Annotated in this window: 21 protein-coding genes and 1 pseudogene; 13 read left to right on the top strand and 9 right to left on the bottom strand. The window is 63.1% G+C overall.

The features are described 5' to 3' along the window. From AC1DVV_RS21620 to AC1DVV_RS21610, 3 genes and pseudogenes are all read right to left on the bottom strand, one after another. The gene (locus AC1DVV_RS21620) at nt 1-483 is read right to left on the bottom strand and encodes a MaoC family dehydratase (protein ID WP_477701595.1); all 483 of its coding nucleotides are present in this window, start codon (nt 481-483) and stop codon (nt 1-3) included. Nucleotides 484-493: 10 nt separating this feature from the next. Next, nucleotides 494-904 carry a VOC family protein gene (locus AC1DVV_RS21615; protein WP_477701615.1) on the bottom strand — a complete coding sequence of 137 codons (411 nt, stop codon included), beginning with the start codon at nt 902-904 and terminating at the stop codon, nt 494-496. 18 nt (nt 905-922) lie between these two features. After that, nucleotides 923-1,864 (bottom strand): annotated as a pseudogene (locus tag AC1DVV_RS21610) (ketopantoate reductase family protein); the annotation flags it as partial. Nucleotides 1,865-1,965: 101 nt separating this feature from the next. Here AC1DVV_RS21610 and AC1DVV_RS21605 point away from each other — a divergent pair. Next, nucleotides 1,966-2,898, top strand: a complete 933-nt coding sequence (locus tag AC1DVV_RS21605; protein WP_477701594.1) for a LysR family transcriptional regulator — start codon at nt 1,966-1,968, stop codon at nt 2,896-2,898. Nucleotides 2,899-2,936: 38 nt separating this feature from the next. Here the strand turns inward: AC1DVV_RS21605 and AC1DVV_RS21600 are convergent, their stop codons facing one another. Together AC1DVV_RS21600 and AC1DVV_RS21595 are read right to left on the bottom strand one after the other, a co-directional pair. Continuing rightward, complete coding sequence (locus AC1DVV_RS21600) at nt 2,937-4,148, bottom strand: CaiB/BaiF CoA transferase family protein (protein WP_477701593.1); 1,212 nt, start codon at nt 4,146-4,148, stop codon at nt 2,937-2,939. Continuing rightward, on the bottom strand, nt 4,141-5,085 hold the full coding sequence (locus AC1DVV_RS21595; RefSeq protein WP_477701592.1) for a hydroxymethylglutaryl-CoA lyase: 945 nt from the start codon (nt 5,083-5,085) through the stop codon (nt 4,141-4,143). The genes AC1DVV_RS21600 and AC1DVV_RS21595 overlap by 8 nt, the downstream gene beginning before the upstream one ends. 107 nt (nt 5,086-5,192) lie before the next feature. On the opposite strand from AC1DVV_RS21595, the gene AC1DVV_RS21590 reads away from it, so the two are divergent. After that, nucleotides 5,193-5,921 (top strand): IclR family transcriptional regulator, encoded by a 729-nt coding sequence (locus AC1DVV_RS21590; RefSeq protein ID WP_457282352.1) that lies wholly within the window; start codon nt 5,193-5,195, stop codon nt 5,919-5,921. Between the two features lie 14 nt (nt 5,922-5,935). Here AC1DVV_RS21590 and AC1DVV_RS21585 read toward each other — a convergent pair whose 3' ends face one another. After that, nucleotides 5,936-6,862, bottom strand: coding sequence for an aldose 1-epimerase (locus tag AC1DVV_RS21585; RefSeq protein WP_477701591.1), 927 nt, complete (start codon nt 6,860-6,862; stop codon nt 5,936-5,938). A 49-nt stretch (nt 6,863-6,911) separates the two neighbouring features. Continuing rightward, a complete protein-coding gene (locus AC1DVV_RS21580) occupies nt 6,912-7,802 on the bottom strand; it encodes an SMP-30/gluconolactonase/LRE family protein (RefSeq protein WP_477690236.1) in 891 nt (296 codons plus the stop codon). A gap of 191 nt (nt 7,803-7,993) precedes the next feature. Between AC1DVV_RS21580 and AC1DVV_RS21575 the strand changes: the two genes are divergently transcribed. Beyond that, complete coding sequence (locus AC1DVV_RS21575) at nt 7,994-8,779, top strand: SDR family NAD(P)-dependent oxidoreductase (RefSeq protein ID WP_477690201.1); 786 nt, start codon at nt 7,994-7,996, stop codon at nt 8,777-8,779. Nucleotides 8,780-8,884: 105 nt separating this feature from the next. Here AC1DVV_RS21575 and AC1DVV_RS21570 read toward each other — a convergent pair whose 3' ends face one another. After that, the gene (locus AC1DVV_RS21570) at nt 8,885-9,844 is read right to left on the bottom strand and encodes a LysR family transcriptional regulator (RefSeq protein ID WP_457282349.1); all 960 of its coding nucleotides are present in this window, start codon (nt 9,842-9,844) and stop codon (nt 8,885-8,887) included. A 110-nt stretch (nt 9,845-9,954) separates the two neighbouring features. Between AC1DVV_RS21570 and AC1DVV_RS21565 the strand changes: the two genes are divergently transcribed. The 10 genes from AC1DVV_RS21565 (at nt 9,955) to AC1DVV_RS21520 (ending at nt 22,811) form a co-directional block, all read left to right on the top strand. Continuing rightward, nucleotides 9,955-11,406: an aldehyde dehydrogenase family protein gene (locus AC1DVV_RS21565; RefSeq protein WP_457282348.1), complete on the top strand. Its 1,452-nt coding sequence runs from the start codon at nt 9,955-9,957 to the stop codon at nt 11,404-11,406. A 53-nt stretch (nt 11,407-11,459) separates the two neighbouring features. Further along, a complete protein-coding gene (locus tag AC1DVV_RS21560) occupies nt 11,460-12,425 on the top strand; it encodes an ABC transporter substrate-binding protein (protein WP_457282347.1) in 966 nt (321 codons plus the stop codon). Between the two features lie 65 nt (nt 12,426-12,490). Beyond that, the gene (chvE, locus tag AC1DVV_RS21555) at nt 12,491-13,561 is read left to right on the top strand and encodes a multiple monosaccharide ABC transporter substrate-binding protein (protein ID WP_457282346.1); all 1,071 of its coding nucleotides are present in this window, start codon (nt 12,491-12,493) and stop codon (nt 13,559-13,561) included. A 129-nt stretch (nt 13,562-13,690) separates the two neighbouring features. Further along, on the top strand, nt 13,691-15,196 hold the full coding sequence (mmsA, locus tag AC1DVV_RS21550) for a multiple monosaccharide ABC transporter ATP-binding protein (RefSeq protein ID WP_457282452.1): 1,506 nt from the start codon (nt 13,691-13,693) through the stop codon (nt 15,194-15,196). 1 nt (nt 15,197) lies between these two features. Continuing rightward, nucleotides 15,198-16,415 (top strand): multiple monosaccharide ABC transporter permease, encoded by a 1,218-nt coding sequence (gene mmsB / locus AC1DVV_RS21545; protein ID WP_457282345.1) that lies wholly within the window; start codon nt 15,198-15,200, stop codon nt 16,413-16,415. A 55-nt stretch (nt 16,416-16,470) separates the two neighbouring features. Next, nucleotides 16,471-17,997 (top strand): sugar ABC transporter ATP-binding protein, encoded by a 1,527-nt coding sequence (locus AC1DVV_RS21540; protein WP_477690200.1) that lies wholly within the window; start codon nt 16,471-16,473, stop codon nt 17,995-17,997. After that, nucleotides 17,990-19,045: an ABC transporter permease gene (locus tag AC1DVV_RS21535; RefSeq protein WP_477707250.1), complete on the top strand. Its 1,056-nt coding sequence runs from the start codon at nt 17,990-17,992 to the stop codon at nt 19,043-19,045. The genes AC1DVV_RS21540 and AC1DVV_RS21535 overlap by 8 nt, the downstream gene beginning before the upstream one ends. Next, nucleotides 19,042-20,076, top strand: coding sequence for a galactofuranose ABC transporter, permease protein YjfF (gene yjfF, locus AC1DVV_RS21530; protein ID WP_457282342.1), 1,035 nt, complete (start codon nt 19,042-19,044; stop codon nt 20,074-20,076). The genes AC1DVV_RS21535 and yjfF overlap by 4 nt, the downstream gene beginning before the upstream one ends. Nucleotides 20,077-20,097: 21 nt before the next feature. Next, nucleotides 20,098-21,831 (top strand): IlvD/Edd family dehydratase, encoded by a 1,734-nt coding sequence (locus tag AC1DVV_RS21525; RefSeq protein WP_477690199.1) that lies wholly within the window; start codon nt 20,098-20,100, stop codon nt 21,829-21,831. Nucleotides 21,832-21,881: 50 nt separating this feature from the next. Next, nucleotides 21,882-22,811, top strand: a complete 930-nt coding sequence (locus AC1DVV_RS21520) for a dihydrodipicolinate synthase family protein (RefSeq protein WP_457282340.1) — start codon at nt 21,882-21,884, stop codon at nt 22,809-22,811. A 141-nt stretch (nt 22,812-22,952) separates the two neighbouring features. Here the strand turns inward: AC1DVV_RS21520 and AC1DVV_RS21515 are convergent, their stop codons facing one another. Beyond that, nucleotides 22,953-23,684, bottom strand: a complete 732-nt coding sequence (locus tag AC1DVV_RS21515; RefSeq protein WP_457282339.1) for a GntR family transcriptional regulator — start codon at nt 23,682-23,684, stop codon at nt 22,953-22,955. Between the last annotated feature and the right edge of the window lie 7 nt (nt 23,685-23,691).

Raw genomic sequence — 23,691 nt, 5'->3', positions numbered from 1 at the left:
TCATTTTTCAGATGATGGCCGGCGCGGCACCATCAGGCGGTGCTCGCCCTTTTGCACCACCTGCCCGGCCTGGTTGATCAGCTCGGCCGGCAGCACCACGATGCCCCAGCCCGGCCTGCTTTTGGAGGGCCGCATGCTGGCCACACGAAATTTCACGTGCAGCGTGTCATTGATCTTGATCGGCAGCAGGAAGTCCCAGGTCCAGCCCAGCGACATGCCGGGCAGGAAGCGGTATTCGCTCTGGGTTTTCAGGCCGTCGGCAACCGACAGCCCCATCAGGCCGTGCGCAACACGGCAGCCGAAGTGCGAGGCATTGGCGTAGGCTTCATCCACATGCACGGGCGTGAAGTCGCCCGTGAGTTCGGCGTAGGCATCGATGCGCGCGGCGGTGAAGGTGTAGGACGGGCTGGTGCACTCGTCGCCGACCTGGGCGTCGTCCCAGTATTTTTCCGGCGTGGCGAACTGGATGTTGGGGTTGGGCATGAGGCGCCTTTCAGGCAGTGGTGGCTCTGGGATTGACTGCCAATACAGCAGACACGCAGCCGGTGCTGGCCTGGATCAGCTCGACGGCCAGGCCATCGGGCAGTTGCAGCCAGTTGCGACCCTGGGGCAGTTGCTTCACGCCCCATGTCTTCGCCCCGGCCAAGGCGGCCTCCAGGTCGTCCACCATGATGCCCAGATGCGCCAGCCAGCCGGCGTCGTTCGACGGCGGCGCTGCAAAGCCTGGCGTACTCATGAGCTGCAGGCCGCCGATCGTCCAGTACTGGTGCGGTGCATCGGCGGGTCCGTCGATCTCGCGCGCATCCATGCCCAGCACCTCCAGGAAGAAGTTGATATGCCACCGGATGTCTTTGACGCGCACCGCAACGTGTTCTACATAGGATTTTTGTTTGTGGGGGGCCAAGGTGTGCTCTTTTGAATCGCGTTGACGCGGCTGTGCGCGCTCAATACCCTTGATGCAGGCCACCAGGGCCTGGTTGACGGGTGTGGGTACGCCGCATTTCGCGCCCTGGCGCACCACCGCGCCGTTCACAAAGTCGATCTCGGTGATGGAGCCCTTCTCCAGGCTTTGCAGCATCGAGGTCTTGAACGCGTAGGGCAGGCCTTCGCCCGCCTTGACCCACGGCTGGCGCGGGTCAGTGGTGGCGAGCGTGATGCCGCTGGCTTGTGCCACCGCCATCGCTTCGGCCACGGCCGCAATGCCGCAGGCCTCAAGCTCAGGCACCTGGTACATATCGCCGTAGGTCAGGCGCGTGATGGCGCTCACGGCGCCGGTGGCCACATTGACCAGCAGCTTGTCCCAGATGGTGCCGATGATGTTGCGGCTGACGATGGTGTCGAGCCCGGCGGCGTTGAAGGCGGCGGCGATGCGCTGCACGCGCTCCGTGATGCGGCCATCCAGTTCACCCAGGTGGGTGTCCTTGCCGCGCGTTCCAATCAGCACATGCCCGGCGCCGAGCTGCGTGCCGCCCGCATAGGTTTTGCCGGCCAGCACGCGCTCGCGGCCCACGATGCTGCCCAGGATGTCTTCGTGTCCCAGCCCGTTTTGCAGTGACAGCACCACCGTGTCCGGCCCCAGCAGCGACAGGGCTGCCTCCATGGCCGGGCGGGTGTCGAAGGACTTGACCAGCACGATCACCAGGTCCACCGCACCGGTGTTCATGGCCACGCCTGCGGCGGAGGTCGCGGCATGCACCTGCACGCAGCGGTCTACACCGCCGTCGCGCAGGATCAGCCCGCGGCTGTTCATGGCCTCGACCTGGGCAGCATTGCGGTTGATGAGCCAGACCTCGTGACCAGCCTCCGTCAGCACGCCGCCTAGTGCACAGCCCAGCGCGCCGGCGCCCAGAACACAAATCTTCACTGCACAACTCCTTCGTGATTCAGGAGCGAATTCTGGGTGGGTCCGACCATGTCGTCCATGCAATGAGGGCAATACCAATCATTGCGTATCACAATAGAGGTATGGAAAAGGACCTGGATCTGCTGGACATCAAGCTGCTGCGGCTGCTGGACCAGCTCTACACCACCCGCAGCGTCACCCGGTCGGCCGAGGCCTTGGGGCAAAGCCAGCCCACGGTCAGCATCTGGCTGGCGCGCCTGCGCAAGCAGCTTGGCGACCCGCTGTTTGTGCGCACGGCCGAGGGCATGCTGCCCACGCCGCGCACCGATATGCTGATTGCCACGGTGCGCGAGGTGCTGGGCGGATTGCAGCGACTGGCCCAGTCAGAGGCTGCCTTTGAACCGTCTACGGCGCAGCGGCGCTTTCGCATCTGTATGACCGACGCCAGCCACGTCACGCTGTTGCCCCGGCTGCTGTCCCACGTGCGGGCGGTGGCGCCGGGCGTGGCGCTGGAAGCCGCGCGTATCGATGCCGGCCTGGCGCATGCCCTGCAAGCAGGTGAGGCCGATCTTGCCGTCGGCTTTCTGCCCTGGCTCGACACGGGCTTCTACCAGCAGACGCTGTACGGCCAGGACTGGATTTGCCTGGCCAATGCCCGGCATCCGCGGGTGGGCAGCGAATTGGGTGCCGACTGGAGCCTGGCTGTCTACCAGGCCGAGGCGCACATCGGCATCAGTTCCGGCACCGGCTACCAGCTGCTGGACAGCGCCCTGGCGTCACAAAACATCTCGCGCCGCGTGTTGCTGGAGCTGCCGGGCTTTCTGGGCCTCTCGGCCATTTTGTCCACCACCGACCTGATCGCCACGCTGCCGCGCCACATCGGCGAAACCCTGGCCCGCGCCGCCGGCCTCCAGGTGCTGCCCTGCCCGCTGGCGATTCCCGGATTTACCGTGAAGCAACACTGGCATGCCCGCTACCACCACGACCCGGCCTCCCGCTGGCTGCGCAGCGTGTGTGCCGAGTTGTTTATGAAAAATGCCACCAGCCCTTTATAGCTGTGCGCGAGCAGCTACATTTTTTATAGCAACAAAACTCAGCGCGTCACCCGGTTGGCTTGCAGAGCCTGGATGGCGTCGTCGTCATAACCGAGCTCCCGCAGCAGTTCGCGCGTGTGCTCGCCCAGCCTGGGCGGGTTCAGGCGCACCCCGGGACGTTTGCCGCCCAGGGTCAGCGGCAGCAGGACGGTGGCGCTTGTTTGCCCGGTGCGGGCGCCGTCGGTCAAGGTGATGGGCGCCAGCCCGCCCGTGGCCTTGAGATGCGGGTCGTCAAACAGATCCTGCGGCCGCGTGATGGGCGCAAACGGCAGTGCATGTTTTTCGAACACGGCGCCCAGTTCAGCCGCGCTGTGCTCCGCCAGGTGCGAACGCAGCAGGGGCATCAGCCACTCGCGCGCAAGTACCCGGTCGTTGTTGGTCAGCAGCCGTGCGTCGGCCCGCAGGTCTTGCAGCCCAAAAGCCCCGCAAAAAATGGCCCACTGCGTGTCGCTGACCACTGCCAGGAAAATCTGCTCGCCGTCCCTGACCGTGAACACGTCGTAAATCGCCCAGGCCGAAATGCGGCTCGGCATGGGCGCGGCAGGCTGCCCCGTCACCGCGAACTGCATCATGTGCTGGGCGACCAGGAAAACATTGTTTTCAAACAGCGCGGCCTGCACTTCCTGGCCCTTGCCCGTCTTCTCTCGCGCGGCCAGCGCGGCCATGGCGCCGATGGCGCCGAACATGCCGCCCATGATGTCGTTGACACTGCTGCCGGCGCGCAGCGGGTCGCCGGCGCGGCCCGTCATGTAGGCCAGGCCGCCCATCATCTGCACCACTTCATCGAGGGCGGTGCGATGGTCGTAAGGGCCGGGCAAAAAGCCTTTGTGGCTTACATAGATCAAGCGCTCGTTGAGCTGCGAGAGGCTGGCGTAATCCAGGCCAAGCTTCTTCATGGTGCCGGGCTTGAAGTTTTCGCTCACGATGTCGGCGGTGGCAACCAGCTTGAGCACCAGCTCGCGGCCCTCGGGGGTCTGCAGGTCGACGGCGATGCTTTTTTTGTTGCGATTGAACAGGGGGAAAAATCCCGCACCGGAGCCGAGCAGCTTGCGGGTGTTGTCCCCCGAGATCGGCTCGACCTTGATGACCTCGGCCCCCAGGTCGGCCAGCAGCATGCCGCAGGTCGGCCCCATGACCATATGGGTGAATTCGACGACACGCAGCCCTGCATAGGGCAGGCTTTGTTCGCCGGATACGCTGGCTTCAGGCATGCAAACGTCCTTGTACAAAATCTTTGGGGAGGCCCGCCTCGGGTGTCATGCCATAAAGCGGTTCGCCCGGCAATCCGGCCTTGAGCGGCTCGCGCGCAGCCATCAACTTGACGAGATCCGCTCCCGTGGAAATACCCATGGCCTCAAACATGAAAACCAGGTCTTCAGTGACCACATTGCCTGACGCGCCCGGTGCATAGGGGCAGCCACCCAGGCCGCCCAGCGAAGCATCGAAGGTGCGCACGCCCTCTTCATACGCAGCCAGGCAGTTGGCCAAGCCCAGTCCGCGCGTGTTGTGCATGTGCGCGGCGCCTGCCTTGTCGCCAAGCTCGGCGCGCAGGCGCCTGAAGAGGCGGCGCACCTGCGCGGGGTTGGCATAGCCGACCGTGTCCGACAAACCCGACTCATCCGCGCCGGCGGCAACACATTGCGCGGCCAGGCGGATCACGTCGTCCTCAGGCACTACGCCCTGCAGCGTGCAGCCGAAAGCCGTGGAGATGGCGGCCTCGAGTTTTACCTGTGGTGCAAGCTTACGGCGCAGGCCGGCAATGGCCCGCACCTCTTCGACCATCTCTTCGCGCGTCTTGCGCACATTGGCCAGCGAATGCGCCGCGCTGGCCGACACCGGCATGGTCAGCTTGTGCACGCCGGCCTGCAGCGCTGCTTCAGCGCCGCGGCGGTTGGGCACCAGCGCCATCACGGTGAGGCCGGGCAAGGTGAGCGCGTGCCGTACCACCTCCGCCACATCGGCCATTTGCGGCAGCAACCTGGCGGGAACAAACGAACCCACTTCAATCTCGCGAAGGCCGGCCGCGTGCAGGGCGGTGATCCAGCGCAATTTGTCGGCGGTCGCCATCGTGCGGGAAACGCTTTGAAGACCATCGCGTGGGCCGACTTCGCTGAGCAGCACCTGGCTGGGCTGGGTGTTTTGCATCATTCCCGATATTCTGTAAGATAGAACTATATTCTTTCTAATGAAATGATGAAGCAGGTTGCCGGCACTGTCAAGCAGGCAATCGACACGAAAGCCCAGGAGATCGAGCCATGCCGCGCAAAGCCCAGACCGAATCCGTTGCAGACGCCCATGCCGCTCCCGGCGGTGCCGCGGCAGTGGACCGCGCCCTGTCGCTGCTGTCGGCCTTCAGGGCGGGCGACGCCTCACTGGGCCTGAGCGAGTTGGCGGAGCGCACGCGGCTTTACAAGAGCACGGTGCTGCGGCTGCTGGCTTCGCTGGAACACGCGCGACTGGTCCAGAAACTCGGCGACGGCCGCTACGCGCTGGGCGCCGAGGTGGCGCGCCTGCATGGTGTGTACGCCGCCTCGTTTTCGCTGGACCGCGTGGTGCTGCCGGTGCTGCGTGAGCTGGTTGCGGCCACCGGCGAGAGCGCGGCCTACCATGTGCGCCAGGGCGCGGCCCGCCTGTGCCTGTACCGCGTGGACTCGCCGCACCCGATCCGCGACCACATCAAGGCCGGCGATCTGCTACCCGCCGACCGCGGCACGGGCGCTCGCATTTTGATAGCATTCGGCGCAGGACAGCTAAGGGTTGGAGGCCAAAAAGACCGTCAGCTATACGCCAAAATCCGAGAACAGGGTTACTACACGGCTGTGGGCGACCGGCTGGCCGAGGTGGCCGGCATTTCGGCCCCGGTGTTTGGGGCCGATGGCGCACTGGCGGGCGCACTGACGCTGACCATGCCCGGCAACCGTTACAGCCAACGCCATGTCAAGCCGGTACTGGAAGCGGCCCGCCGCCTGACAGGCCGGGTTTAAAGGCTTCCCCCGGTTCAGCCTTGCGCCGAAGTGGGCTCGATGCGCCACTGGATGTTGAGCGAAAACTGTTCCCCTGGGCCCAGCACACGCAAGCCGGGCTGCCCTGGCAAATGAAAGGCATCGATAGGCTGCGTGATGGGCTCAAAACAAAACGCGGGCCCTTGCGGTGGGCGGTAAACCAGGCAGAAGTGCTGCGCAGCACCGCCGTCACGCGCAAAGTCCGGCATGCTGGCCGTGACCTGCAGGCCCAGCTCGGGCCAGGCAACGAAGGCCTTGCCGCCCCAGCCGGTGTAGCCGTTGTCGATGAGCGGGCCGTTGGCCGGCGCACCCTTGTTCAGGTCCCAGCCCGCCGGAAAGTCGGTCGTGTGCGCAACCGGCAGCGGGTCGTCGCCGCAGAGCCAAAGGCCCTCCACCGGCGCGGTAATCCGTGTTTGCGGGGTGCGGGGAAACCAGGGATGCACGCCCAAGCCATATGGCAGCGGCTTGACGCCCAGGTGGCGCACCTGCACCTGCTGGTCCAGCCCGCCTTCGACCAGCCGGAAGGTCTGCACGGCTTCGTAGTCGTACGGGTTGCCGTCGAAGCCGTGCGACACCAGCGTCATCACCAGGGTGTCGTCAGCCGGCTGCGAAACCTGCCACGGCTGCAGCCAGCCGTCGCCATGAATGGGATAGGGTTCGCCCGCGCGATTCGGACGCATGGCGTGGAATTGCCCCTCATGCGTGAAGCCTCCGCCGCTGATACGGTTGGACCACGGCACCATGGCAAATGAAGCGGTCTGGTAGAGATCGTCCGTTTTGCCGTCCCAAGGCCGCCAGAGGTCCAGCGGCCCTTGCGGACGGTCAAGCTGCCAGGCGGCCACACTGCCGCCGAGCGAGGGAACCAGTCCCAGGCGCTGGCCGGAATGGCGCAGCCAGACTACAGGATGTGCGGAATCGGTCATTGAAGGTCTTTCACGGTGAGGGCAGGTAGATGGTGCTTTGTCCGTGGCATCAGCCGGCGAACAAACCGGCAGGCGCACCTGGGCTGTCGATCGCGACTGCGAACAGGCCGCCGGCCAGCGGCTGGTCGGCGAGCTGCCCGGGCGTGAGCCCGGTGCGTGCCGTGCTGATAAAAAGCGTGCGCATGTCCGGCCCGCCAAAGGCGCAGTTGGTCACATGGCTTGTCGGCAGCGGCACGCGGCACAGTTCCTGCGCAGTGACCGGGTCATGGCAGCTGATGCAGGCACCGCCCCAGTGGGCAATCCACAGGCGGCCGTCGGCGTCGGTGGTCATGCCGTCGGGAACGCCGTCGCCGGCCGCAAAGGCCAGCCACAGCCGCTTGCCTGACAAGGTTCCCGCCGCGCTGTCGAAGTCATACGCATGGATGCGGCCATTGACGGTATCGTTGAAATACAGGGTGCGTCCGTCGGCGGACCAAGTGGGGCCGTTGGTCACCGCAAAACCTTCTTCATGGCGCGTGCAGCGGCCATCAGGGTCATAGCGATACAGCGAGCCGGTGGGGGCCACGCAGTCAAAGTCCATCGTCCCCGCCCAAAAGCGGCCTTGCCTGTCGCACTTGCCATCGTTGAAGCGATTGCCCGGCAACGCAGCCTCGGGTTGGTGCAGGTAGCGTGGTTCGCCGCCCAAAGCGGGGTCAAACAGCGCGAAGCCGCGCCGCAGGGTCACGATCAGACCGGGCGCATGCGCCCGCTCGGCCAGCGCGGAAATTTCCTCGTCAAAGGCCCAGCTGCTGCGCGCGCCGGTAGCGGGGTGAAAGCGGTGCAGGCGACAGCCAAGAATGTCCACCCAATACAGGGATTGCTCCCGCGGCGACCACAAGGTACCCTCACCCAGCAGGGCCCCCGCCGGATGGACGCAATGCACCTTGCCAGGGACCGGCATGGCCAGCCGCTGCTGATACACGCCTGCGCGCGTGTCTGGAATCAATGTCACTAATGTCTCCGTATTGCGGGGCTGTGCGGTGGCCTCTTGACGCGGTGGATGATATCAATGCATAGTGATGTTGGAAACTTATTCTTTTTATATTAATTGATACACAACTTGCAATGTCAAACATTTCCAGCTCTGCCCCCATGCGTGCCGCTCCCGCAAGCGAGACCCTCTCCGTCTTTCCCAGCCTGAACAAGCGGTCGGTATTTGTCACCGGCGGAGGCAGCGGCATAGGCGCCGCCATCGTGACAGCCTTTGCGCAGCAGGGCGCGCGCGTTGCCTTCATCGATGTCGCGAAGGAGGCCAGTGAAGCGCTTGCGCAGGAACTGGCGGATGCGGGGCACGCCCGCCCATGGTGGCGCGCCTGCGATGTGCGGGATGTTGCCGCGCTGCAGTCGGCAATCACCGACGCAGCAGGCGCGCTGGGCGACTTCTCGGTGCTGGTCAACAATGTGGCCAGCGATGACCGCCACAGCCTGGAGTCTGTAACGCCCGCCTACTACGATGACCGCATCGCGATCAATGAACGGCCCGCTTTTTTTGCAATCCAGTCGGTGGTGCCGGGCATGCAACGCCTCGGTGCCGGCTCCATCATCAACCTGGGTTCCACCGGCTGGCAAGGCAAGGGCGCAGGCTACCCCTGTTATGCCATCGCCAAATCGTCGGTGAACGGCCTGACGCGTGGACTCGCGAAAACGCTGGGCCGGGACCGCATCCGCATCAACACCGTGTCGCCGGGCTGGGTCATGACCGAGCGGCAGATCAAGCTCTGGCTGGATGCCGAAGGCGAGAAGGAGCTCCAGCGTAACCAGTGCCTGCCCGACAAGCTGCTGCCCCACGACATCGCGCGCATGGTGCTGTTCCTGGCATCCGACGACGCCGCCATGTGCACCGCGCAGGAGTTCACGGTGGATGCCGGCTGGGTGTAGACCTCCCCCCCGAAGCGCCTCCGGCGCCTCCCCCCTCAGGGGGCGACACTGGCGGCCCGGCAAAGCCGGTTCCGCGGTGTCTCTGGCCTAAGTCCGCTGGGGCTCTCAGTCCATCTCGAGTTTCCGCCCGTAGAGTGTGAGACTTGCAGTCTTCAGGGCCTTCATCATGACCTTGGCGGCTGGCGATGGCAGCCGGTCGGTACGGGTGATGATGCCGAAGGCGTCCATGTGGCAGGGCATGTCCAGCGGCAGCACCGAGACGATACCGTGCGCGGCGTAATACCGCGCCACATCGGCGGCGACCACGGCCACCATGTCGCTTTGCTGCAGCATGCGCGTGATGAAAAGCAGGGCTGAAGACTCCACCACGTTGATCGGCGGTGCAAGCCCATCCTCCCGGAACATCAGCTCGAACCGGTGCCGCAGGACACTGCCCGCGGGCGGCACAATCCAGGCGGCCGCCACCACGTCGCGCAGGGTGAGGCCAGACACACCCAGCAGCGGGTGCCCCGGCCTCGCCATGGCGCACACCGGCTCCTCGACCAGGGGCTCATAGCGCAAATTGGTCTTGTCATGTTCGGCAAAGAGGCGTGCCACCAGGATGTCGAGCTTGCCCTGCTCCAGGCGCTCGAGCAGTACCGGGCTGGTTTCGATGTCCAGCGAAATGCGCAGGCTCGGGTGCTCCTGTTTGACCACGGCCACCGCAGACGGCAACAAGGCCAGCCCCGGCGACGTGATGGCGCCGATGCCGACCTGGCCGAAGTGGCCGGTTTTGAGGGCGGTGAGCTCGTCATGCGCCTGGTTCAGGCTGGCCAGTGCCATGCGCGCGTGCCGGATCATGGTTTCGCCATACCAGGTTGGCCGCATGCCGCGGGGCAAGCGCTCAAAAAGCTGTACCTCCAAGACATCTTCCAGATCCTTGAGCAACTTGGACGCCGCCGGCTGGGTCATGCTGAGAACCTGTGCTGCGCGATGAATATTGCCTTCTTCGGCCAGTGCAACCAGCAACAGCAATTGCCGTGTTTTGAGCCGTGCGCGTATGAACCAGTGGTTGTAGGTGCTCATCGGGTTTTCCAGAATGCGTAGAACGATATCTATTTTGTCAAAAAAACGATTGGATTGATATCAAAATTAATTCTAGACTGCAGCGCTATGAAGACGAGGCTCTCACTCTCATGAAATTCGGCGAACTGCAACAAAACGCCCGGCATTACATCAATGGGCGCTGGGAAACCGGCACCACCACCGGCACCAGCACCAACCCCTCGGATACCCGGGAGGTGGTCAGCGAGTACGCACGTGCCGACCGCAACCAGACCGAACTTGCGATCCGGGCCGCGGCCGAGGCATTGCCGCACTGGAGCCACAGTACGCCGCAACGCCGGGCCGATGTGCTTGACCAGATCGGCAGCGAGATCCTGGCGCGCAAGGATGAGCTGGGCATGCTGCTGGCACGGGAAGAAGGAAAAACCTTGCCCGAAGGCGTGGGCGAAGCGGCACGGGCCGGCCAGATATTCAAGTTTTTCGCAGGCGAAGCATTGCGTGTTCAGGGGGAGACCATGGCATCGGTCCGGCCCGGCATCCAGGTCGACGTGACGCGTGAGCCTGTCGGCGTGGTGGGAATCATCGCGCCATGGAATTTCCCGTTGGCGATTCCGGCCTGGAAAATCGCGCCGGCACTGGCCTATGGGAACACGGTGATTTTCAAACCGGCCGAGCTGGTGCCCACCTGTGGTTGGGCTCTGGCCGAAATCATCAGCCGCTGCGGGCTGCCTGCGGGCGTCTTCAACCTTGTCATGGGAAGCGGCCGGGAAGTCGGGCAAACGCTGGTCGACCATCCCCTGGTCAATGCGCTGAGCTTCACGGGCTCGGTGACAACCGGCGAACGCATCCTTCAGTCGGCTTCCGCGCGCCGCGCGAAAGTGCAGCTTGAAATGGGTGGCAAAAATCCGCTGGTGATACTGGCTGATGCCGATCTTGACCAGGCCGTCGAATGCGCCGTGCAAGGCTCGTACTTTTCGACCGGCCAGCGCTGCACCGCGTCAAGCCGGCTCATCGTGGAAGCGCCTGTACACGATGCATTCGTTGCGCGCCTGCGCCACCGCATTGCCGGGCTCAAGGTGGGCCACGCGCTGGAGCGGGGCATCGATATGGGTCCGGTGGTTGACCGCAGCCAGCTCGAACAGAACCAGTCGTATCTGGACATAGGGCGCAACGAGGGCGCCGAGCATGTCTGGGGTGGCGAATTGCTGGAGCGCCCGACACCGGGGCATTACATGAATCCGGCGCTCTTCCTGGCCCGGCCGGAACACCGCATTGCGCGCGAAGAGATTTTTGGACCCATAGCGTGTGTGTTGCAGGCCGATGACTTTGAACACGCGCTGGCCCTGGCCAACGACACCCCCTTCGGCCTCTGTGCAGGCATCTGCACGACGTCCCTCAAGCACGCCATGCACTTCAAGCGTCACGCAGAAGTCGGCATGACCATGGTGAACCTGCCTACTGCGGGTGTCGACTTCCACGTTCCGTTCGGCGGGCGCAAGGGGTCGAGTTACGGCTCACGCGAACAAGGCCGCTACGCTGCCGAGTTCTACACCACCGTCAAGACCGGTTACGTGCTAGCCTGAGCCATTGAAGATCACCAGAGAGCTGTCAGTTCCATTTCAACCAAGGAGACAAAATGAAAATCCATCGCCGCACCCTCGCCGTCGCACTCGCCTGCGCCCCCCTTGCCGGCCTGTTGCCGGTTTCAGCATGGGCACAAAAGCCCATCGTGCTGGGCTTTAGCCAGGTCGGCGCAGAGAGCGAATGGCGCACCGCCAATACCGAATCCATCAAATCGGCCGCCAAGGACGCGGGTATCGAACTCAAATTCTCCGATGCCCAGCAGAAGCAGGAAAACCAGATCAAGGCGATTCGCTCCTTCATTGCCCAAAAGGTGGACGTGATCGCGTTCTCGCCCGTGGTCGAGTCGGGCTGGGAAACCGTTTTGCGTGAAGCCAAGGCCGCCAAAATTCCGGTGGTGCTGACTGACCGCTCCGTGAACGTCAAAGACACCTCTCTGTATGTTTCCTTCATGGGCTCGGACTTTGTGGAGGAAGGCCGCAAGGCAGGCCGCTGGCTTGTCGAAAAAATGAAGGGTACAAGCGGCCAGGTCAACATCGTTGAGTTGCAGGGAACCGTGGGTTCCGCACCGGCGATTGACCGGAAAAAAGGATTTGAAGAAATCATCAAGGCCGACCCGAAGTTCAAAATCATCCGCTCGCAGACGGGTGATTTCACCCGGGCCAAGGGCAAGGAAGTGATGGAAGCCTTTCTCAAGGCCGAAGGCAAGAAGATCAATGTGCTTTTCGCGCACAACGACGACATGGCTATCGGTGCGATCCAGGCGATTGAAGAGGCTGGCATGAAGCCGGCCAAGGACATCACCATCATCTCGATCGATGCCGTCAAGGGCGCTTTCGAAGCCATGATGGCCGGCAAGCTTAACGTCTCCGTGGAGTGCAGCCCCTTGCTGGGCCCGCAACTGATGGCGGCAGTCAAGGATATCAAGGCCGGCAAGTCCGTTCAGAAACGTATCGTTACCGAAGAGGGTATTTTCCCGATGGAAGTAGCCGCCAAGGAATTCCCCAAGCGTAAATACTGATCAGCATCCGGGCCGGCGCCTCGATACTGGGGCGCTCTTTCAAACCTCCAGAAGGAAACTATTTCATGAAGCGTACATTTCTCCAGACTCTGCTCGCCGGCCTCGTGCTGGGAACCCTCGGTATTGCACCGTCAGTCCAGGCGCAGGACAAAGGCAGCATCGGCATTTCGATGCCCACCAAATCCTCTGCCCGCTGGATCGCCGACGGCGACAACATGGTCAAGGTACTCAAGGAGCGCGGCTACAAAACCGACCTGCAATATGCCGATGACGACATCCCGAACCAGCTTGCCCAGATCGAGAACATGATCACCAAGGGCGCGAAGGTGCTGGTGATCGCCTCCATCGACGGCACCACGCTGTCCAAGGCGTTGCAGAACGCGGCCGACAAGGGTGTCAAGGTCATCGCCTACGACCGTCTCATCAAGGGTTCGAAGAACGTGGATTACTACGCCACCTTCGACAACTTCCAGGTTGGCGTGCTGCAGGCTACTTCCATCGTCGACAAGCTGGGCCTGAAGCAGGGCAAGGGCCCTTTCAACATTGAACTCTTCGGCGGCTCCCCGGACGACAACAATGCATTTTTCTTCTACGACGGTGCCATGAGCGTGCTCAAGCCCTACATCGACAGCGGCAAGCTGGTGGTGCGCAGCAAGCAAATGGGCATGAACAAGGTCGGCACGCTGCGCTGGGACGGTGCGGTGGCCCAGGCACGCATGGACAACCTGCTCTCGGCCTACTACGGCAAGGAAAAAGTCCACGCAGTCCTGTCGCCATATGACGGCCTGTCCATCGGCATTCTGTCCTCGCTCAAAGGTGTCGGCTACTGCACGGCGCAGCAGCCTTGCCCGGTGGTCAGCGGGCAGGACGCCGAAATTCCTTCGGTCAAGTCCATCCTGAAAGGCGAGCAGTACTCGACGGTGTTCAAGGACACGCGTGAGCTGGCCAAGGTGACGGCCAACATGGTGGACGCCACCCTCTCTGGCAAGCAGCCCGAGATCAATGACACCAAGACCTACAACAACGGCGTGAAAGTGGTGCCCTCCTACCTGCTCAAACCGGTGGCTGTGGATGCCTCTAACTGGAACCAGGTTCTGATTGGCAGCGGTTACTACAAAGAGTCACAAATCAAGTAACCCCGGCTGAAGGGTGAAAGCACGACGGTCCCGTGCCGGGGAGGCGCGGGACTGTTTACGCCCATCGGTGTCAGTCGCCGTCGGAGCGATTTTTGTACCAAAGGACAGGCATTGGAAACGATTCTCGAGATGCGCGACATCCGCAAAACCTTCCCAGGGGTGGTCGCGCTGAACAAGGTCAACCTGCGCGTGCGCGCGGGTGAGATTCATGCCATCGTCGGTGAAAACGGCGCCGGAAAATCGACCTTGATGAAAGTGCTCTCGGGGGTCTATCCGCACGGCTCCTACAGCGGGGACATCGTCTATGAAGGCCAGGAGCGCCAGTTCCTCGGAATCCACGACAGCGAGCAGCTGGGCGTCATCATCATCCACCAGGAACTGGCGCTGGTGCCGCTGCTATCCATTGCCGAGAACATTTTCCTCGGCAACGAGACTGCACAGCGCGGCGTGATCGACTGGATGGCTGCGCACAGCAAGACGCAGGACCTGCTGAAAAAAGTGGGCCTCAAGGAATCGCCCGCCACGCTGATCACGGACATCGGCGTGGGCAAGCAGCAACTGGTGGAAATTGCCAAGGCCTTGTCCAGGCAGGTCAAGTTGCTGATCCTTGACGAGCCGACGGCGAGCCTCAACGAAAACGACAGCCAGGCCTTGCTGGACCTGTTGCTGGAACTCAAGGGGCAGGGCATTACCTGCATCCTTATTTCACACAAGCTCAACGAAATTTCACGCGTGGCGGACGCCATCACCATCCTGCGCGACGGCAGCACCGTCGAAACACTGGACTGCCGTGCCGAAGCCATCAGCGAAGACCGCGTCATTCGCGGCATGGTGGGCCGCGAGATGGCTGACCGATATCCGCCGCGCCAGCCGAAAATTGGCGAGACCGTGTTTGAAGTGCGCGACTGGAACGTCTACCACCCGCTGCACACGGACAGGAAATTCATCAAAGGCGTCAGCCTGCAGGTGCGGCGCGGTGAAATCGTCGGCATTGCCGGGCTGATGGGGGCGGGGCGCACGGAACTTGCCATGAGCATCTTTGGCCGTTCGTGGGGGCGCCGCATCAGCGGCCAGGTCCTTCTGAACGGCCAGCCTGTTGATGTCGGCACGGTAGAGAAAGCCGTTCGCCATGGTCTGGCCTATGTGACCGAAGACCGCAAGGGCAACGGGCTGATATTGAACGAAGACATCCAGTTCAACGTCTCGCTGGCCAACCTCAAGGGCGTTTCAAGTGCCTCCGTCATCGACAGCGGCCGCGAATACCAGGTCGCGCAGAGCTACCGCGAAAAACTCCGCATCCGGTGCTCAAGCGTCGGCCAGAAAGTCCTCAACCTCTCGGGCGGGAACCAGCAGAAAGTGGTGCTCGGGAAATGGCTGTTCACCAGTCCCGAAGTGCTCATCCTCGACGAGCCCACGCGCGGCATCGACGTGGGCGCCAAGTACGAGATTTACACCCTGATGGCCCAGCTCGCGGCAGAAGGGAAATGCATCATCATGATTTCCTCGGAAATGCCGGAATTGCTGGGCATGACGGACCGGATCTACGTCATGAACGAAGGCCGCTTCATCGCCGAGATGCCGACGGCCGAAGCCTCCCAGGAAAAGATCATGCGCGCGATCATGAAAGCAAGCTGAAATGAACAACGAGTCCTCCAACGCCACCGCGATTGCGGCAAAAACCGCCGCTGCCAGCGGCAAATCGCCGCTCGACTACCTGAAGCACAACTTCCGCGAGTACGGCATGCTGATCACGCTGGTGGCCATCATGGGCTTCTTCCAGTACATGACCGAGGGCACGCTCATGCAGCCCCTCAACCTCACCAACCTGGTCCTGCAGAACAGCTACATCGTCATCATGGCGCTGGGTATGCTGATGGTGATCGTGGCCGGGCATATCGACCTGTCGGTCGGTTCGGTGTGCGGCTTCATCGGCGCGCTGGCGGCCGTGCTGATGGTGGAGTACGGCTGGCATTTCGTGCCGGCCTCGCTGGTGTGCCTGCTCTGCGGCGCGCTGATAGGCGGGGTTCAGGGCTGGTTTGTCGCGTTCTTCCGCATCCCTTCTTTTATCGTCACGCTGGCCGGCATGCTGGTGTTCAAGGGGCTGGCGCTGGCACTGCTGCAAGGCCAGTCGGTCGGCCCCTTCCCCGATTCATTCCAGATGCTCAGCTCGGGTTTCATGCCCGACCTGCTGAGCAGCGAAGGCCTGCGCATGACTTCGCTGCTGCTGGGCGTGGCGCTGGCCGCCGTGCTCGCCGTGGCCGGCATACGCGCGCGGGCCAAGCAGCTCAAGCACGGCATCCAGGCCGAGCCCGCCGCCATTTTCTTCGTCAAAACGGCGATGTTCTCGGCACTGCTGATCTATTTCAGCTACCTGCTAGCTTCCTACAGGGGGCTGCCGAATGTGCTGATCGTGATGGCCGCGCTGATTTTCCTGTTCCACTTCATCACGGGTCGCACCACCATCGGGCGGCGCGTCTATGCGCTGGGCGGCAACGAAAAGGCAGCCAAGCTGTCGGGCATCAAGACCGAGCGCCTGGCCTTCTACACCTTCGTGAACATGGGCGTGCTGGCGGCGCTGGCGGGCCTGGTGTTTGCCGCGCGCCTGAACACTGCTACACCCAAGGCCGGCCTGGGCTTTGAACTCGATGTCATCGCCGCCTGCTTTATCGGCGGGGCCTCGGCTTCGGGCGGTGTCGGCAAGGTCATGGGCGCGGTGATCGGTGCGTTTGTGATGGGCGTGATGAACAACGGCATGTCCATCCTGGGCATCGGCATCGACTACCAGCAAGTCATCAAAGGTGTGGTGCTGCTGGCCGCCGTGTTTGTCGACGTCTACAACAAGAACAAGGCATGAACCTCCTGGCCGTTCTGAAGGCGAATATCGTGGCGCGTGGCGCGAAGGCCGCTCCATGACCGTGGCCGACGCCGCCCCCGTGCTGGAGCTTGCGGGCATCCACAAACAGTTCGCGGGTATTCCGGCCTTGCAGGATGTGCGTTTGCGCCTGTTTCCCGGTGAAATCCATGCCTTGATGGGGCAAAACGGCGCCGGCAAGTCCACGCTCATCAAGGTGTTGACAGGCGTGCTGGAAGCCAGCGGCGGCCAGATGCAACTTGCCGGAAAACCGGTATGGCCGGACTCTCCCCTGGCCGCGCAGCGGCTGGGCATCAGCACGGTCTACCAGGAAGTCAATCTCTGCCCCAACCTGTCGGTGGCGGAAAACATCTTCGCGGGCCGCTATCCGCGGTACGGGTTTGCGCAGGGGTCTCGCATCGACTGGACCACCGTGAACCGCCGTGCGCGCGAACTGGTCGCGCGCATGGGCCTGGACATCGACGTCACGCGCCTGTTGTCCAGCTACCCGGTCGCCGTGCAGCAACTGGTGGCCATCGCGCGCGCCATCGGCATTGAATCCAAAGTGCTGATCCTCGACGAGCCAACCTCCAGCCTCGACGATGACGAGGTGCAAAAACTCTTTGAGGTGCTGCGTCGCTTGCGTGGCGAGGGGCTGGCCATTGTTTTTGTCACTCATTTCCTCAACCAGGTGTATGCGGTGTCGGATCGCATCACCGTTCTGCGCAACGGCAGTTGGGTCGGCGAGTGGCGTGCCAGTGAACTGGGGCCGCAGGCACTGATCGCGGCCATGCTGGGCCGGGAACTGGCCGCGCAATCCGCCACCGCCGCCGTGCCTCCGGAATTTGACGATGCTGCGCCGGCGCTTTTGCAAGCTGAAGGTCTGGGCCAGGCCGGTCAGTTGCAGCCTGTGGACCTGCGCGTGCGTGCCGGCGAGGTCGTGGGCCTGGCCGGGCTGCTGGGCTCGGGCCGCACTGAACTGGCGCGCCTGCTGTTCGGCCTGGAGACGCCGGACCGCGGCATGCTCAGAATCGACGGCGAGGCGGTCACGTTTTCCAATCCCGCCGAGGCGATCCGGCAGGGCCTCGCCCTATGTCCCGAGGAGCGCAAGACCGATGGCATCGTGGCCGAGCTCTCAGTCCGGGAAAACATCGTACTGGCGCTGCAGGCCCGCATGGGCATGCGCCGTTTTTTATCGCGTGCCGAACAAACCGCATTGGCCGAACGCTTTGTCCAGGCGATGGGTATCAAGACCGCGAGTGTGGACACCCCCATAGGCCTGCTGTCGGGCGGCAACCAGCAAAAGGCCATGATCGCGCGCTGGCTCGCGACCGAGCCGCGCCTGCTGATCCTGGACGAACCCACGCGCGGCGTCGACGTGGCCGCGAAGCAGGAAATCATGGAGCAGATCCTGCGCCTGGCTGAGGCTGGCATGGCGGTGATTTTCATCTCTTCTGAAATGAGCGAGGTGGTTCGTGTGGCGCACCGCATCGTGGTGCTGCGTGACCGCCGCAAGGTGGGTGAGTTGCCGGCAGGCAGCAGCGAAGACACCGTCTATGAACTGATTGCGGCTGAACATGCCTGAAGAGAAACGCCACCCCTCGCCTCTGGCCACTGCCATGAGGCACCGCCTGGCCTGGCCGCTCATCACGCTGTTCCTGCTGCTGGCTGTGAACACAGTGTTTAACGCCAGTTTCCTGCACGTCGAGTGGCGTGACGGTCATTTGTACGGCAGCCTGATCGATATTCTCAACCGTGCCGCGCCGCTGGTGCTGGTGTCGCTCGGCATGACGTTGGTGATCGCCACCCGCGGCATCGACATTTCCGTGGGCGCCGTGGTGGCCATTGCTGCCGCAGTGGCCGCCTGGATGATTGGCGGGTCGGTGGCAGGGAGCGTGAGCCGTTTCCCGATGCCGCTGGCAATTCTGGCGGCATTGGCCATCGCGCTGCTGTGCGGACTATGGAACGGGCTGCTGGTCGCCAGGGTAGGCATGCAACCCATCATCGCCACACTGATCCTCATGGTAGCGGGTCGCGGCATCGCGCAGCTGATCACCGGCGGGCAGATCATCACCATCTACTACGCGCCATTTTTCTTCCTGGGCAGCGGTTACCTGCTGGGCCTGCCGTTCTCGCTCTCTATCGTGGCCGTGGTCTTTGCGTTGCTGTACCTGGCGGTGACGCGCACCGCCCTCGGGCTGTTCATACAGGCTGTGGGCATTAATCCAACCGCAGCACGCGTCGCGGGCGTGCAGGCCAGGCGCCTGATGGTTGCCGCCTACGGCTTCTGTGGCTTGTGCGCGGGCATTGCGGGCTTGCTGATCAGCTCCAACGTCAAAAGCGCCGATGGCAACAACGCGGGTCAGTTGCTCGAGCTGGATGCCATCCTGGCCGTGACGCTGGGCGGCACCGCCCTCACCGGTGGGCGTTTCAGCCTCGTGGGCAGCGTGATCGGCGCGCTGATCATCCAGACGCTGACTTATGCCATTTACTCGCTGGGTGTGCCGCCTGAGATCAACCTGGTGGTCAAAGCTGTGGTGGTATTTGTGGTCATGCTGCTGCAATCGGCTGAATTCCGGGCCGAGATCGGTATCTGGATGCGGCGGCCGGCCGCGCGGGGGATGCGGCCATGAACACAACCGTCACCCGGCCCCCCGTAGAGGCCGCCTCCAGCCAACGGGCACCTGCTGCGCCGGCTTCAGGTTTTAATCCCAAATACCTGCCGCTGGCGGCCACCATATCGCTCTTCGTTGCCATGGCGACCATGGGTTCGGTGCTCTACAGCGGGTTCTTTTCGGCTCAGGTGTTCCTCAACCTGCTGATTGACAACGCCTTTCTGGTCATCATCGCCGTGGGCATGACGTTTGTCATCCTGTCGGGCGGCATTGACCTGTCCGTCGGCTCCGTGGTCGCACTCACCACCATGGTGTCTGCCGCGCTGGTGGAGCACCATGGCTGGAGTCCGGCCGCGGTGATTCCGCTGGTGCTCCTCATGGGCACGGCGTTCGGCGCCTTCATGGGTTTTCTGATTGAGCGTTTTCGCCTGCAGCCTTTCATCGTGACGCTGGCCGGCATGTTTCTGGCGCGCGGCCTGTGTTACCTGATCAGCGTCGATTCCATCAGCATCACCAACGAGTTTTATTCAGAGGTTTCGCAGCTGCGCATTCCCTTGTGGGAAGACGCTTCCCTCTCGATCAGTGCCGTGATCGCCATCGCGGTGCTGCTGGCGGCGGTGTTCATTGCACACTGCACTCCCTTTGGCCGCGCGGTGTATGCCGTCGGCGGCAACGAGCAATCGGCACTGCTGATGGGTCTGCCAGTGCGCCGCACGCTGGTGGGGGTTTACACGCTGTCGGGTTTTTGCTCGGCGCTGGCCGGTGTGGTCTTCACCTTCTACATGCTTTCGGGCTACGGCTTGCACGCCACCGGCATGGAGCTTGACGCCATTGCCGCCGTGGTCATTGGCGGCACCTTGCTCAGCGGCGGCGTGGGTTATGTGGCCGGCACCCTGTTCGGGGTGTTGATGCTCGGAATCATCCAGACCCTGATCTCTTTTGACGGCACTTTGAGCTCCTGGTGGACGCGCATTGTCGTCGGCGTGTTGCTGTTTGTTTTTTGCCTCCTGCAACGGCTGCTGGCAAATCGCACACCCAAATCTTCCTGAAACCTTAATGGCCAGACCATCATGACAAGCACCAAACGAAAACTACGTTCCACCGAGTGGTTCGGCACGGCCGACAAAAACGGCTTTATGTACCGCAGCTGGATGAAGAACCAGGGCATTCCCGACCATGAGTTCGACGGCCGCCCCATCATCGGCATCTGCAATACCTGGTCGGAGCTCACGCCTTGCAATGCCCACTTCCGCAAGATTGCCGAGCATGTGAAGCGCGGCATCTCAGAGGCGGGCGGCTTTCCGGTCGAGTTTCCGGTGTTCTCGAACGGCGAGTCGAACCTGCGTCCCACCGCCATGCTCACACGCAACCTTGCCAGCATGGACGTGGAAGAAGCGATTCGCGGAAACCCCATTGATGCCGTGGTGCTGCTCACCGGTTGCGACAAGACCACGCCCGCATTGCTGATGGGTGCTGCGAGCTGCGACATTCCGGCCATCGTGGTGACCGGCGGGCCCATGCTCAACGGCAAGCTTGAAGGCAAAAACATCGGCTCGGGCACGGCGGTGTGGCAATTGCACGAGTCACTGAAGGCCGGCGAAATCCAGCTGCACCAGTTCCTGGCGGCCGAGGGCGGCATGTCGCGTTCGGCCGGCACTTGCAACACCATGGGCACGGCCTCCACCATGGCCTGCATGGCCGAAGCGCTGGGTACTTCGCTGCCGCACAACGCCGCCATTCCCGCGGTGGATGCACGCCGCTATGTGCTGGCGCAGATGTCGGGCGCGCGGGCCGTCGAGATGGCGCGCGAGGGCCTGACGCTGTCGAAAATCCTCACACGCGAAGCCTTCGAAAATGCGATCCGCGTCAATGCCGCCATTGGCGGTTCCACCAATGCAGTGATTCACCTCAAGGCGATCGCGGGCCGCATTGGTGTGCAGCTGGACCTGGAAGACTGGACACGGATTGGCCGCAACACGCCCACCCTCGTTGACCTGCAGCCTTCCGGCCGTTTTCTGATGGAAGAGTTTTACTATGCCGGCGGCCTGCCCGCCGTGTTGCGCCGGCTGGGTGAAAACAGCTTGCTGCCGCATCCCAATGCGCTCACCGTCAATGGCCGGTCGATATGGGACAACGTGCGTGAGGCGCCGCAGTACAACGACGAGGTGATCCGCCCTCTCGACAACCCCTTGATCGCCGACGGCGGTATCTGCATCCTGCGCGGCAACCTGGCGCCGCGCGGCGCCGTGCTCAAGCCCTCCGCGGCCTCGCCCGAACTGCTCAAGCACCGCGGCCGCGCGGTCGTATTCGAGAACCTCGAGCACTACAAGGAACGCATCGTCGACGAGAACCTCGACATCGATGCCAGCTGCGTGATGGTGATGAAGAACTGCGGGCCCAAGGGCTACCCCGGCATGGCCGAAGTCGGCAACATGGGCCTGCCGCCCAAGCTGCTGCGGCGCGGCGTCAAGGACATGGTGCGCATCTCGGACGCACGAATGAGCGGCACCGCTTACGGCACCGTTGTGCTGCATGTGGCGCCAGAAGCAGCGGCCGGCGGGCCGCTGGCCGCGGTACGCGACGGCGACTGGATCGAGCTCGACTGCGATGCGGGCCGCCTGCACCTGGACATCAGCGATGCCGAACTGGCTGAACGCCTCGCCGCCCTGCAGAAGGCCCCTGCAGGCATGCGTGGCGGCTACCAGCGCCTGTATGTCGACCACGTGCTGCAGGCCGACGAGGGCTGTGATTTCGATTTTCTGGTCGGCTGCCGCGGCTCCGAAGTTCCTCGGCACTCCCATTAAACCGCTCAAGCAGTGAACTACTGAACTTTATCCAACCTGATCCAGTCCCCATGAACACGCTCCGCCAGCCGCGTTACCGCGGTATCTTCCCCGTTGCCCCCACCACCTTCACCGAAACCGGCGAGCTTGACCTTGAAAGCCAGAAGCGCTGCGTCGACTTCATGATCGACGCCGGCTCCGACGGCATCTGCATCCTGGCCAACTTCTCCGAGCAATTCGTGCTTTCGGACGAAGAACGTGAAACCCTGACCCGTACCGTCCTCGAACATGTGGCCGGCCGCGTGCCGGTGATCGTGACCACCACCCACTACGGCACGAAGGTTTGCGCCGAACGCAGCCGCCGGGCGCAAGACATGGGCGCCGCCATGCTGATGGTCATGCCGCCGTATCACGGGGCCACCTTTCGCGTGAGCGAGCCGCAGATTTACGAGTTTTATGCGCGGCTGTCGGACGCGGTCAACATTCCCATCATGATCCAGGATGCGCCCGCCAGCGGCACCGTGCTTTCAGCCTGCTTCCTCGCGCGTATGGCCCGTGAGATTGAACACGTCGCCTATTTCAAGATCGAAACCGCCGGTGCAGCATCCAAACTGCGCGAACTGATCCGTTTGGGAGGCGACGCGGTGGAAGGGCCCTGGGACGGCGAAGAGGCCATCACACTGCTGCCCGACCTTGATGCCGGTGCCACCGGCTCCATGACCGGCGGCGGTTACCCCGATGGCATTCGTCCGATCATCGAGGCGCACCGCGCCGGTGATCACGACAAGGCCTATGCCCTTTACCAGCAGTGGCTGCCACTGATCAATTACGAGAATCGCCAGGCAGGGCTGCTGGCCGCCAAGACCTTGATGAAGGAAGGCGGCGTGATCGCCTGCGAGGCGCCGCGTCATCCTTTTCCGGCCATGCACCCGGACACGCGTGCTGGGCTGCTGGCGACCGCCAGGCGGCTTGATCCGCTTGTGCTGCGCTGGGCGCGGTAGACGGCGGGAACAACTTAGGCGGCATGGCGCGCGCCGCACGGCCTCTGCCGCATCGGTATTTGCGCTTTCCGCCTGAGTTTTTGCTTCTTTTTTGATAGCAGCTTGCGCCTATATTTGTTGGGCTGCACGCCTATGAGGCCATTAACGAGGCGTTCCAGACCCGATCTGGCGCGCCAGGTGCATTTGGTGCAGGGTGATCTTGCGCACCTCGGCCTGGCTGGTTTCGATGTGGGCGCGCAGCAGCATGGCGGCCTGGTCGCCACGCTTGGCGCGCACCGCCTTGAGAATCTTGGCGTGCTCTTCATAGGTGGCCTCAATGCGCGGCTGCTTGATGAAGTCAAGCCGGCGAATGATGCGGATGCGGTCGGTCACGTCGCGGTGCACACGCGCCATCTCGGCATTGCCGGCAGCCGCCACCAGCGCGCAATGAAAAGCTTCGTCCCACTGGGCGACCCGAACATGATCGGTGCTGCGCTCGCCCACCGGAACCAGCCAGATGGCCGCCAGTTCATCGAGCAGCGCCGTGTCAATCGTCTGGCTACCGGCGCACAGCCGCTGCACGGCCGTGGTTTCCAGCACCATGCGCAGGTCGTAGAGCTGTTCAAACTTGTCGAAATCAAAGGGCAGGACACGCCAGCCACTGCGAAACAGCACCTCGACGAAACCTTCCTGCTGCAAGCGAAACAGGGCCTGGCGCACGGGCGTGCGCGAGACGCCAAGACGTTCGCTGATTTCGGTTTCGGTGAAGCGGTCGCCCGGCACCAGCTTGAACTCGGAGACGTCGCGCTTGAGTTCGTCGTACACCTCGTTGGCCCGCGAACGGTGGACGAGCGCAGCGGCAAGGCTCGCGGGAGGGTTGGAGGCAGTGTGCATGGTGAAA

Source organism: Polaromonas sp. P3_B4 (assembly GCF_056402835.1).
The sequence above is the reverse complement of the archived record's forward strand: the minus strand, read 5'-3'. Positions and strand labels throughout refer to the sequence as shown.